Source organism: Polaromonas sp. P1_F1 (assembly GCF_056405795.1).
Genome location: NZ_JBFUBJ010000003.1, coordinates 190,297 through 202,675, shown reverse-complemented (window position 1 = coordinate 202,675; position 12,379 = coordinate 190,297). Strand labels below are relative to the sequence as shown.

Here is a 12,379-nt window from a genome sequence, read left to right as displayed (position 1 = left end):
TAAAAAGTGGCAAGAAACGGATAAAGAGGATTCGGGAAAGATTAACTTCCGGGCGGTACCAGCACGGTAGGAATGGCCTGTTCAGCGGTGCCTGGGAAGTCGCGGCTGAAATGCAGGCCGCGGCTTTCGTGCCGGCCGTGCGCCGAGCGGACGATCAGATCCGCCACCTGCACCAGGTTGCGCAGCTCCAGCAAGTCGCGTGTGACGCGAAAGTTGGCATAGAACTCCTGGATCTCCGCGTTGAGCAGGGCGATGCGGTGCGCCGCACGCTCGAGCCGCTTGGTGGTGCGCACGATGCCCACGTAGTTCCACATGAAGCGGCGCAGCTCGTCCCAGTTGTGCGAGATCACCACGGCCTCGTCGGCATCGGTGACCTGGCTTTCGTCCCAGGCGGGCAGGGCGGGGACTTCGGCGGGTGCCAGGGATTCGATGGCGTGGGCCGTGGCGCGCGCCAGCACCACGCACTCCACCAGTGAATTGCTCGCCAGGCGATTGGCGCCGTGCAGGCCGGTGCAGGCGGTTTCGCCAACCGCATAGAGGCCCGCCACATCGGTGCGTCCGGCCAGGTCGGTCACCACGCCGCCGCAGGTGTAGTGCGCGGCCGGCACCACCGGGATGGGCTGGCGCGTGATGTCGATGCCGAGCTCAAGGCAGCGCTTGAGGATGTTGGGGAAGTGCTCCTGCAAAAAGGCCGGGCTCTGGTGCGAGATGTCCAGGTAGACACAGTCGAGGCCGTGCTTTTTCATTTCAAAGTCGATGGCGCGCGCCACCACGTCGCGCGGTGCGAGTTCGGCACGCGCATCGTGCGCGGGCATGAAACGCCCCCCGCCGGCTGAGGGCGGCAGCAGCAGCTTGCCGCCTTCGCCGCGCACGGCTTCCGTGATCAAAAACGATTTGGCGTCGGGGTGGTAGAGGCAGGTCGGGTGGAACTGGATGAATTCCATGTTGCCCACGCGGCAGCCCGCGCGCCAGGCCGCGGCAATGCCGTCGCCGGTGGCGGTGTCGGGGTTGGTGGAATAGAGATACACCTTGCCCGCGCCGCCGGTGGCCAGGATCGTGTGGCCGGCGCTGAAGGTCAGCACCTCGCCGCTGGCGGTGTCGAGCACATAGGCGCCGTAGCAGCGGTTACCGGGTTGTTTGAGATGCCGGTCGGTGATGACGTCGACCAGCATGTGGTGCTCATAGAGCGTGATGCCGGGCGTCTTGCGGACCTGTTCCATCAGCGTGCGCTGCACGGCAGCGCCGGTGGCGTCGGCCGCATGCACGATGCGGCGCTGGCTGTGGCCGCCCTCGCGGGTCAGGTGCAGCTCGCCGGGGTGGCCGGCGTCTTCCGAAAAAGCCACGCCCAGCGCACGCAGCCAGGCAATGGCTTCGGGCGCACCTTCGACCACAGCGCGCGTGGCGGGCAGGTCGCAAAGGCCCGCACCTGCGACCAGCGTGTCGCTCACATGCTGCTCCAGCGTGTCACCTTCGGCCAGCACGGCAGCCATGCCGCCCTGTGCCCAGCCGCTGGCCCCGTCGCCAAGCGCACGTTTGGTCACCACCGCCACGCGCCGGCCAGGTGCCAGCAGCAGCGCGGCAGACAGGCCCGCCAGGCCACTGCCGATGATGAGGACGTCGAAGTTGTGTGAACCCAGGCTCTCAGCGGTCATGGAAACTCATTCATCGTTGAAATGAAATCAGGTCCTGGCGGAGTGGACTATCCAGCCAAGCAGGAGCCGCGGGACTGGCTTTGCCAGACCGCAGGCGGAGCGGCCCCTCGGGGGCAGGGAGCTACACGCAGTGAGCGACCGTGGGGCTCCATTGAACCGTGGGGGCAATATTTAGGCTGGGGTGTAAGCCAGCCGCACATAGATGGGTGCGAAAGCCTCGGCCTGCGTGACTTCCAGCAGGCCTTCCTTGGAGAGCTCCAGCAGCGCGATAAAGGTCACCACCAGCACCGGCATGCCGCGCGTGGCGTCGAACAGGTCTTCGAACTCGAGGAACTTGCGGCCCTGCAGCTTGCGCAGCACGATGCTCATGTGCTCGCGCACCGAGAGTTCTTCTCTGGAGATGACGTGGTGCTGCACCAGGCGGGCGCGTTTGACAATGTCGCGCCAGGCGTCCTGCAGGTCCACGATGTGCACATCGGGAAAGCGCGGCTGCAGTGATTGCTCGACATACACCTGCGCGCGCAGGAAATCCCGGCCGAACTGCGGCACTTCGTTGAGCTTGTGGGCGGCCAGCTTGATCTGCTCGTACTCGAGCAGGCGACGCACCAGCTCGGCGCGCGGGTCTTCCGGCTCCTGGCCTTCCGCCACCTTCTTGGGCGGCAGCAGCATGCGCGACTTGATTTCAATCAGCATGGCCGCCATCAGCAGGTATTCGGCCGCCAGTTCCAGGTTGGTGCTGCGGATTTCGTCGACGTAGGTGAGGTACTGGCGCGTGACCGCTGCCATCGGGATGTCGAGGATGTTGAAGTTCTGCTTGCGGATCAGGTACAGCAGCAAGTCCAGCGGTCCTTCAAACGCCTCCAGGAAGACCTGCAGCGCATCCGGCGGGATGTACAGGTCGTGCGGCATGGCAAACAGCGGCTCGCCATAGAGGCGCGCCAGCGCCACCTGGTCGATCACGGCGGGCATGTCCGGGCTCAGGGTTGCGGACAGCTCCTGCCCGGCGGCCGGCGGCAGCTCCTGGGGGGACGGTGAAAAAGGGGTTTGGGACATGAAAGAGGCCGAAGCGGTGCGCGTTAAAGATTTGCTATGAAAAAGATAGCTGCTTGCGCTCGTCCTGCAAGGGCTGAAAGCCTGTTCGGCCCTTATTTTCCGTTCGGGTGGTTGCTGGTGCCGTACACGTAAGGCTGCTGGGGAACCTTGGCCTCGCCGTATTCCGCCTGCTCGGTGCGGTTCAGGTTCTTGTCCCACAACAGCGCGCGCCCGGCGCGTTGCTCGGCTTCCAGCGTGGGCTTGTTGGCCTTCAGCTGGTCGATGAACTGCGTGGTATCGGAGGTGTAGTCGGAGCGGCGGAAGAAGTTGAGGAGGGACATGGGTCTAAACTGCCTGAATCGTATAGTTGGCTGATTTTACCGGGGTCTGCCTTGCGTTCCTTGTTACCACCTTTCCCACCCTCCTTCGCACCGGCCCGAACGGGCTTTTCAGCACTTTTTTCCGTCAGGACGTTCATCTGTATGGGTCTGCTCTCATTTGTCCTGGGCCTGGTGGCGTGCGACGCGCAGCGCATTGCCGAACTGGAAGAAGGCGTGGCCACGGAAGCCGATGTACGCGCCCGCTTTGGCGAGCCCGAGAAGGTGTGGGAAGCGGCCGACATGGCCGAAACGCCGCAGCCCGGCGCTGCGGCGGCGCCGGGCGCCCGCACCTTCGAATACAACCGCCAGCCGGAGGGCAAGGTCAACTACATGATCACGATAGGTGCAGACGGCAGGATGAGCGCGCTGCGGCAGGTGCTGACACCGCAAAATTTTGCCAAGGTGCAGCCCGGTATGCGCATGGAGCAGGTGCGCAAAATGCTGGGCAAGCCAATGAAGGTCACACCCTATGCGCTGAAACAGGAAACCCACTACGACTGGCGTTATGTGGAGCCACCGTCGGCGGCGCGTATTTTTACCGTGGTGTTTGACCGGGACCTGAAGGTGGTCAGCACGGGTTCGGTGGACGATGAAAGCGCCAATCCTGCGGGTGGGATGCGGTGATGGTGGCTGTCAGCCGCGGTAAATTGGTCGATTATCTGAAGTCTCATCGCTTTTGGTATATCGCGGTCATCTTGACGATGGGCGTGCTTTTTGTCGGAGTTCCCCTGCTGGGATTGCACGGTATGCAGGTGCCAGGTCGAGGACAGGCCAGTGTTTTTGTCGGAACCATCGAGCCCCTGCCGTTAAAGACAGACTTTTTGTCTTGCCGATGGTGTTTACGTCCTCAATTGACCGCTCCAATGGTAGTGAGGCGGGCCGACGGCATTGCGCTGGCGTTTAGTTGCGCTTCACCAAGTCTGACATCCCGCATTACGGCTTGTTTCCCCGGTCAGTCGTCCCATCACGGAAAGTTGGTCAAGGTTTATTGGAGCGAGCAGCCTTCCGGTTATCTTTCGGGTTCTGTGAAAAGGCCGTCGCGGATAGAAGCTGTGGCGGGCGAAGTCCTTTTTTCTGAACAGGACGCACAGGAAAAAATCGCCGCCGAGCGCCGGTCCCATCTTTATTTTTTGGCGTTTCTGGTTGTTCTGGCAGGGCTGTTTTACTATCCGTCGATGGTCTTCCTGGACTGGGTGCAGGTAGCTGAGCGTCGTCGAAGTACGCATGGCGCGGAATAGTGACCGCAGAAGGTTATACAGCCTAAACTCGCTCGATCTTTTCAAGAAATCCTGAGCGTTCCATCACGGCCAGCGGCTGGGCATTGAGCCCCGCCAGCACCAGCCGGCCGCCGCGCAGCACGATGGCCTTGTGCAGCTGCTCCAGCACATCGAGCCCGGAGGTGTCCAGCGATTGCAGCGATTGCACGTCCAGCCGCACCACCAGGCCTTTGGGCGCGCTTTCCACCACGTTCAGGATGGGGTCGAGCTTGGCGACGGCGCCAAAAAACAGCGAGCCGTACAGCTGGAAGCTGGCGCCGTCGGCGCTGCGTGAGACCTCCACCACCTGGAACAGGGTGCTCATGCGTCGTACAAACAGCACGCAGGCCAGGATCAGGCCGACCTGCAGGGCGACCGTCAGGTCAAAAACTACGGTCAGCAAAAACGTGCCGAGCATGATGAGCCGGTAATGGCTGCTGGCCTGGCGCAGGTGGGCGAATTCGCGCCATTCCCCCATGTTCCAGGCCACATACAGCAGGATGCCCGCCAGCACCGCCAGCGGCACATGGACGGCCAGCGGGGCGGCTACCAGCACCACCACCACTAGCGTGAGGGCATGCACCACGCCCGAGACGGGAGAGGTGGCGCCCGAGCGCACGTTGGTCACCGTGCGGGCAATGGTGCCGGTGGCGGGCATGCCGCCAAAGAACGGCACCACAAAGTTGGCCACGCCCTGGGCCATCAGCTCCTGGTTGGGGTCATGACGCGGCAGGCCGGAAATCTGGTCGGACACGCGGGCGCAGAGCAGCGATTCCACCGCACCCAGCAGTGCAATGGTGATGGTGGGTGCCACCAGCAGCCGCACCGTCTCCCATGAAAAGTCAGGCAGCGCAAAGGAAGGCAGGGCACGGGGTATGCCGCCAAAACGCGTGCCGATGGTTTCAACCGGCAGGCTCAGCAAATAGGCAAACGCGGTAAGCGTCACCAGCGCCACAATCGGCCCCGGCATGCGCGACGCCATGCGCGTGGCCCGCTTGAGTTGCACGCCCTCGACGGCCTGCATCAGCCTGATCAGCCGCGTGGTGAAACCGCCGGCGCTTCGCGTGTGCACGGCAAACAGCTTGGGCCACACAAAGAGGCCGAGCAGGCAGGCCAACCCCAGCCCCAGCGCGTAAGGGTTGAAGCTGTCCAGGTGTTCGCCGATCACACGCAGCTGCGAGAAAAAATCGGCCGGCATCTTGGGCACCACCAGCCCCAGCAGGTCCCTGACCTGCGACAGCACGATCAGCACTGCGATGCCGTTGGTAAAACCCACCACGATGCTCACCGGCACGTAACGCACCAGCGTGCCCATTCTGAAAAAACCCAGCAGAAAGAGCAGCACACCGGCGCAGGCGGTGGAGATCAGCAGGTTGGCCAGGCCGTAGCGTTCAAGAATGCCGTAGACGATGACGATGAAGGCGCCGGCCGGGCCGCCTATCTGCACTGCCGAGCCGCCCAGCGCAGAGATCAATGCGCCTGCGATGATCGCCGTCCAGATGCCGGCCTCGGGCTTGAGGCCGGAAGCGATGGCAAAAGCCATGGCCAGGGGCAAAGCCACAATACCCACCGTGACGCCGGCCCCGGCATCCTTGAAAAAACGCTCGCGGGTGTAGCCGGCAAGCGCTGAAAACAGGCGCGGGCGAAATGGGGCGAGATAGGCCGGTAAATGCATCATGCGGCGGGCGTGGGTCGTGGGATTTGCGCGGCTGGTGGTGCGGGCAACGACATAGGCATTGAATGTCCCGTATGACTTTTTTCCATTGTTCGAAGCCTCAACATTCGGTACATTAGAAGGTTTTGTTAGGTAGAAATAGTTACTTTTCGTGTGATTTCAGGGCCGAATCATCAGTGTCGTCCCGTTTTGATCATCTGCGTATGGTTTTTTGGGGAAGTGATTGTTTGGCCTTTTAAGTTTTTTGTCTGCAATGCCGCCGCGCCTTTCTGCCTGCCTGGCGGCCTTGCTGTTGGCCCACGCTGCGGCTGTCGCACAGGAAACGGCCGCCCCGCCTTCCCCCGTCGCGGCTGTTGTTGCACAAAGCGTGCCGTCCGCGGGCTACGACGTGGTTGGCCAGGGGCTGGTGCTGGTCGACAGTACCGGCTCGCTGACCTTTGAGCAGGTCCACAGCCGTTTTGAAGCCGGTGAAGGCGAGCCGGCCAGGCCGGAACAGATCATGCCGACCGGCGACGGGCGTGCCTTGTGGTACCGGTTGACGCTGCCTGCGGTGAGCCAGCCCACCCGGGTCATGCTCACGACACCGCATCCCAACATGGACAGTGTCTCGCTGTACCGCCCTTCGCAAGACCCCCTCGCTGCGGGGCAATGGCAAATCAGGCGCTCAGGTGATTCCATCCCCGTAGCAGAGTGGCCGGTGCGCCACCTGACACCAGCGTTCGAGATGCTGCTGCGCCCCGGTGAGACGCGGCCCACTTACCTTCGGGTCACCCACAACTACCCGATCAGCATGCACTGGGTCCTGTCCGATCCGGGCAGTTTTCACGAACAGTCCAAGCAATGGCACCTCCTGCTGGGGGTGTACATCGGCCTGGTGCTGTTGATGGCGCTGATGAGCGCTTTCCACGCGGTCTCATGGCGTGATTCCATCCACCTGTTGTATGCCGGTTATGTGCTGGTCGTGGCGCTTGGCCAGTTGTCGCTGACCGGCCTGGCAGGGGAATTTTTCTGGCCCCGCAATGCCTGGTGGAACGACTGCGCGCCCGTGGGGCTGTCGCTGGCCACTGCCGCATTGCTGCATCTTGTGCTGCGCCAGATGGTGGTTGACCGCGATGTGCCCTGGCTTTCCCGCGGGCTGCTGGCGATGACCGTTCTGGGCTTTGCGATCGTGCTGGCCTTCCTGGCTCTGGGGAACAAGTCGTCTTTCAACCTGGCCACGCCTTACTACATCGGAAGCATCGCCGTTTACCTTTTTGTTTCGGCCTGGTACACGTGGCGCCGGCCGGCGGTGGGTATCTGGATCATGGCTGCGATGGTGTGCCTCACCGTGGGCTCCATCTTCCCCATCCTGCGCACGCAGGGCATGATGCCCTTGGGCACGGCCACGCAGTTCGGTGCGCAAATCGGTGCCGCCCTGGAAATCCTTTTCCTGCTGATGGCCCTGTACCTGCGCAGCCGGGAAAAGCGCGACAACCAGGCGCGCGTCGGTGCGCTGACACGCGTCGACCCGCTGACCGGCCTGGGCAACCACCGCGTGCTGCTGCAGCGGCTGGACGCGCTGCTGATCCGCCAGCAGCGCGACCCCGGTGCGGGCGCGGTGGTGCGCATCCGGCTGGGCAACGCCCTGGATATCCGGCAGGACTACGGCATGGAGACGGCACAAAGCGCGGTAGTCCAGGCCGGCGCCTGTGTCACAAGTGTTGCGCAAGAGGGTGATACGGTTGCCCGTCATCGTGATGGAGACTTTGTGCTGATCCTGCAGGGGCACCTGACGCGCGGGGCGCTTACCGACATCGGCCAGCGGCTGATTGCCCGCGGACTGGCCGACAGCCCCAGCCTGCCGCCCAACACTGTGCTGCAGTTCAAGGTCGCGGTGGCCGAAGCGCCCTTCAGGGAAGGCGATGCAACGCAATTGCTGCACTCGCTGGGCCTTGTGCTTGGCGAGCTTTCCAGCCGTTCGGGGACCGGCCTGCGCTTTGCGGCCGGGGCGGCGGATGCCAGGAATTCGGCACCGGCCTGACGCAGGCGGCGTTGCGCAGCAAACTCAGTGAATGCGCATGCCCGGTGTAGCGCCCGGCAAGGGTTCCAGCACATAGATACCGGGTTGGGCTTTTTCATCCGCGTGGCTGGCGGCCAGCACCATGCCTTCGCTGATGCCGAACTTCATTTTTCGCGGCGCCAGGTTGGCCACCAGCACCGTGAGTTTGCCGACCAGGTCTTCGGGCTTATAGGCTGAAGCGATACCGCTGAACACGTTGCGCATGCGGCCTTCGCCGGCGTCCAGCGTCAGGCGCAGCAGCTTGGTTGAGCCTTCCACGGGTTCGCAATTGACGATTTTGGCAATGCGTAAATCGACCTTGGCGAAGTCGTCGATGGTGATCAGGGGCGCAATCGCCTCGCCGCCGGGCACAGTTGCTTCTGCTATCAAATCAGTAGCTGCTTGCGCTGGTTCTGCCTGTGCTGGAGGCTCAAACAGCGCTTCAAGTTGTTTGATGTCGACGCGCTGCATGAGATGTTTGTAGTCGCCGATCACATGGCCATCACCCAGGCTGGAGGCGGCATCCGCGAACGTCAACGGCTTGACTTTCAGGAATTCCTCGACCTGCGTCGCCAGCGCAGGCAACACCGGCTTCAGGTAGATCGTGAGCAGGCGGAAGGCTTCGATGCATACCGTGCAGACATCCTGCAGGCGCGTGTCCATGCCTTGCTGCTTGGCCAGCTCCCACGGTTTGTTCTGGTCCACATACGCGTTCACGCGGTCCGTCAGCAGCATGGTTTCGCGCAGGGCCTTGGCAAACTCGCGGCTTTCATACAGCGGCTCGATCGTTTCCTTTGCGGCACGCAGGGCGTCCAGCAGCGCCGTGCCGTCGGCAGACACTTCGCCCAGCTTGCCGGCAAAGCGCTTGGCGACAAAGCCCGCGGCGCGGCTGGCGATGTTGATGTACTTGCCCACCAAATCGCTGTTGACCCGTGCCATGAAATCATCGGCATGGAAGTCGATGTCTTCATTCTTCGCATTGAGCTTGGCGGCCAGGTAGTAGCGCAGCCATTCGGGGTTCATGCCCAGGCTCAGGTACTTGAGCGGGTCCAGCCCGGTGCCGCGGCTCTTGCTCATCTTCTCGCCGTTGTTCACCGTGAGGAACCCGTGCACAAACACGTTGTCAGGCGTCTTGCGGCCGCTGAAGTGCAGCATCGCCGGCCAGAACAGCGTGTGGAAGGTGACGATGTCCTTGCCGATGAAGTGGTACTGCTCCAGCCCCGGCGTCGCCATGTAGGCGTCGTAGTTTTCGCCGCGTTTTTCGAGCAGATTTTTCAGCGACGCGAGGTAGCCGACCGGCGCGTCCAGCCAGACATAAAAATACTTGCCCGGCGCGTCCGGGATTTCAATGCCGAAGTAGGGCGCGTCACGGCTGATGTCCCAGTCGCCCAGGCCTTCGCTTTGGGTGCCGTCGGGGTTGGTACGAACGCTGAACCACTCCTTGACCTTGTTGGCGACTTCGGGCTGCAGCTTGCCGTCTTGCGTCCATTTCTCCAGAAAGTCCACACAGCGCTGGTCGGACAGCTTGAAGAAAAAGTGATCGGAGCTTTTGAGGACGGGCGTCGCGCCCGACAAAGCTGAATACGGGTTGATCAAATCCGTGGGCGCATACACCGCGCCGCAGTTTTCGCAGTTGTCGCCGTACTGGTCTTTGGTCCCGCACTTGGGACAGGTGCCCTTGATGTAGCGGTCCGGCAGGAACATGTTTTTTTCAGGGTCAAAGAACTGCTCAATCGTTTTGGTCTCAATCAGCCCGGCCTTTTTGAGGTCCAGGTAGATCTGCTGCGCCAGCTGGTGGTTTTCCGGGCCGTCGGTCGAATGCCAGTTGTCAAAGCTGATGTGAAAACCGTCCAGGTAGGGCTTGCGGCCCGCCGCGATGTCGGCCACAAACTGCTGGGGGGTCTTGCCGGCTTTTTCAGCCGCGATCATGATGGGTGCACCGTGGGCGTCGTCCGCGCCCACAAAGTTCACCGCGTGGCCCTGCATGCGCTGGAACCGCACCCAGATGTCGGCCTGGATGTATTCCATGATGTGGCCGATATGGAAATTGCCATTGGCATACGGCAGGGCGGTGGTGACAAACAGGCGGCGCTGGGACATAAGGGTGCTTTTTGGCTAGGGGAGAGGTAACCCGCGATTTTAAGTCGCCCAGCCTTGGGGCTGCCCCGGCAAGTCCCCATGACCCCAGGGCTGGCGGCGCGGCGTTAGACTTCATGCCAACCGCCGCCCCCAGATTCAACGAGTTTCAACGGAGTATTTCCCCATGTCCCTGGACCAACAGGCCGTCTTGAACGCCGTGCAAACCGTGCTGGACCCGAATACGGGCAAAGATTTCGTCAGCACCAAGGCCCTGAAAAACCTGCAGCTCAGCGGCAGCGACGTTTCGTTTGATGTCGAGCTGGGCTACCCCGCCAAAAGCCAGATCGCCGGCCTGCGCAAAAGCCTGATCGCCGCCGTCAAGGGGGTGCCGGGTGTCGGCAATGTCTCGGTCAACGTCACCTTCAAGATCGCCAGCCACAGCGTGCAGCGCGGCGTGCAGCTGCTGCCCAACGTCAAGAACATCATCGCCGTGGCCTCGGGCAAGGGCGGCGTCGGAAAAAGCACCACCGCCGTCAACCTGGCCCTGGCCCTGGCGGCTGAAGGCGCCACCGTCGGCCTGCTCGACGCCGACATCTACGGCCCCAGCCAGCCCATGATGATGGGCATCGAAGGCCGGCCCGAAAGCGTGGACGGCAAGAACATGGAGCCGATGGAGAACTACGGCATCCAGGTCATGTCCATCGGCTTCCTGGTCGCGCAGGACGAAGCCATGATCTGGCGCGGCCCCATGGCCACCCAGGCGCTGGAGCAGCTGCTGCGCCAGACCAACTGGAAAGACCTGGACTATTTGATCGTCGACATGCCGCCCGGCACCGGTGACATCCAGCTCACGCTCTCGCAGCGGGTGCCCATGACGGGCGCCGTCATCGTCACCACGCCGCAAGACATCGCGCTGCTGGACGCCAAGAAGGGCATCAAGATGTTTGAGAAAGTCGGCGTGCCCATCCTGGGCATCGTCGAAAACATGGCGGTGCACATCTGCAGCAACTGCGGCCATGCCGAGCATATCTTTGGCGAAGGCGGCGGCAAGAAAATGGCGGCCGACTACAAGATGGACTACCTGGGCGCTTTGCCGCTGGACATCCAGATCCGCCTGCAGGCCGACAACGGCCGTCCCACCGTGGTGGCCGATCCCGACGGCGAGGTCGCCGGCATCTACAAGGCCGTGGCGCGCAAGATGGCCATTACCGTGGCCGCGAAGGCTAAGGATTTCTCCGCCAAGTTTCCGACCATCACGATCTCCAAGAACACTTAAGGCGTTCTTGCCATGAACCTGCTGGCCTCCCTGCGTTACCTGGCCGCGCTTGACGAGCACAAGCACTTCGGCCGCGCGGCGCAGGCCTGCAACATCACGCAGCCCGCCTTGTCCAACGCCCTGCGCGCGCTGGAAGACGAGTTCGGCGCTGCCATCGTGGTCCGCGGGCGTGCGTTTGTTGGGTTCACAGAGGAGGGTGAACGCGTCCTCGCCAGCGCCCGGCGCATGCTGCATGAGCGCGAAATCCTCAAGCAACAGCTCGACAGCTCAGTGGACAGCCCACGCGGGCATTTGACGATTGGCGTCGTTCCCACGGCGGTCTCCATCGCCGCGCGTTTTGCCGCCATGCTGCACGTCCGGCATCCGGGCATCACACCGGTGGTGCTGTCCCTCAATTCACACGACATCGAAACCCGGCTGGAAAACCTGTCGCTGGACATGGCGCTGGGCTACACCGAGCGTCTGAGCGCGCGCAATACGCGGCTGACCACCTTGCCGCAGTACATCGAGCGCTATTTCCTGGTGCGCCGTGCTGCCAAACCCAGCCCGGATGTATTACGCTTCGGCTCGCCCATGACCTGGGCCGATGCCGCGAAGTTGCCGCTGTGCCTGCTGACACCCGACATGCACAGCCGCACCCGGGTGGATGCCGCGTTTGCCGCTGCGGGAGTCACCGTCAAGCCCGTGATGGAAACCAATTCCATGCTGACGCTGGCCCTGACCGTCGTCGTTGGCGAGGTTTGCAGCGTGCTGGCAGGCGCGCTGGTGTGCGCCGTTCAGGGTTACCGCGAACTCGAAGCCCTGCCCCTGACGCCGGATGTGGAGACGCCTGTCGGCTTCATGATGCAGGCCAGCGACCGGCCCTCCCGCACGCTGGAGGCGGCCATGGCTCTGGCAGCCGAGCCCGCCTGGCTGCGCCACGCGGCTGACTACAGCGCACACCCAGAGAGCATGGGAAACAAGCCAACCTAGGCAAGCGTTTGCATACATT

At 62.8% G+C, this 12,379-nt stretch carries 10 protein-coding genes; 5 read left to right on the top strand and 5 right to left on the bottom strand.

From position 1 onward, the window contains the following. Positions 1 to 41: 41 nt before the first annotated feature. From nadB to AC1DZE_RS10225, 3 genes are all read right to left on the bottom strand, one after another. Positions 42 to 1,652, bottom strand: a complete 1,611-nt coding sequence (gene nadB / locus AC1DZE_RS10235) for an L-aspartate oxidase (RefSeq protein ID WP_477700007.1) — start codon at positions 1,650 to 1,652, stop codon at positions 42 to 44. Positions 1,653 to 1,823: 171 nt separating this feature from the next. Further along, entirely contained in the window at positions 1,824 to 2,705 is an 882-nt protein-coding gene (locus tag AC1DZE_RS10230) for a segregation and condensation protein A (protein WP_477669787.1), read from the bottom strand. Between the two features lie 92 nt (positions 2,706 to 2,797). After that, positions 2,798 to 3,025, bottom strand: coding sequence for a DUF3460 family protein (locus tag AC1DZE_RS10225; RefSeq protein ID WP_477674245.1), 228 nt, complete (start codon positions 3,023 to 3,025; stop codon positions 2,798 to 2,800). Between the two features lie 141 nt (positions 3,026 to 3,166). On the opposite strand from AC1DZE_RS10225, the gene bamE reads away from it, so the two are divergent. Next, positions 3,167 to 3,688 carry an outer membrane protein assembly factor BamE domain-containing protein gene (bamE, locus tag AC1DZE_RS10220; protein ID WP_477700006.1) on the top strand — a complete coding sequence of 174 codons (522 nt, stop codon included), beginning with the start codon at positions 3,167 to 3,169 and terminating at the stop codon, positions 3,686 to 3,688. Further along, on the top strand, positions 3,688 to 4,302 hold the full coding sequence (locus AC1DZE_RS10215; protein ID WP_477669786.1) for a hypothetical protein: 615 nt from the start codon (positions 3,688 to 3,690) through the stop codon (positions 4,300 to 4,302). Before bamE ends, AC1DZE_RS10215 begins: the two co-directional genes overlap by 1 nt. Before the next feature lie 22 nt (positions 4,303 to 4,324). Here the strand turns inward: AC1DZE_RS10215 and AC1DZE_RS10210 are convergent, their stop codons facing one another. Next, entirely contained in the window at positions 4,325 to 5,995 is a 1,671-nt protein-coding gene (locus AC1DZE_RS10210; protein ID WP_477670205.1) for a SulP family inorganic anion transporter, read from the bottom strand. A gap of 253 nt (positions 5,996 to 6,248) precedes the next feature. Here AC1DZE_RS10210 and AC1DZE_RS10205 point away from each other — a divergent pair, with 253 nt between their 5' ends. Continuing rightward, positions 6,249 to 8,015 (top strand): sensor domain-containing diguanylate cyclase, encoded by a 1,767-nt coding sequence (locus AC1DZE_RS10205; protein WP_477700005.1) that lies wholly within the window; start codon positions 6,249 to 6,251, stop codon positions 8,013 to 8,015. A 24-nt stretch (positions 8,016 to 8,039) separates the two neighbouring features. Here the strand turns inward: AC1DZE_RS10205 and metG are convergent, their stop codons facing one another. Next, entirely contained in the window at positions 8,040 to 10,133 is a 2,094-nt protein-coding gene (metG, locus tag AC1DZE_RS10200; RefSeq protein ID WP_477700004.1) for a methionine--tRNA ligase, read from the bottom strand. A 163-nt stretch (positions 10,134 to 10,296) separates the two neighbouring features. Between metG and apbC the strand changes: the two genes are divergently transcribed. Both apbC and AC1DZE_RS10190 read left to right on the top strand, forming a co-directional pair. Beyond that, positions 10,297 to 11,388, top strand: coding sequence for an iron-sulfur cluster carrier protein ApbC (gene apbC, locus AC1DZE_RS10195; RefSeq protein WP_477673258.1), 1,092 nt, complete (start codon positions 10,297 to 10,299; stop codon positions 11,386 to 11,388). Between the two features lie 12 nt (positions 11,389 to 11,400). Continuing rightward, complete coding sequence (locus tag AC1DZE_RS10190) at positions 11,401 to 12,360, top strand: LysR substrate-binding domain-containing protein (RefSeq protein WP_477669783.1); 960 nt, start codon at positions 11,401 to 11,403, stop codon at positions 12,358 to 12,360. Positions 12,361 to 12,379 lie beyond the last annotated feature (19 nt).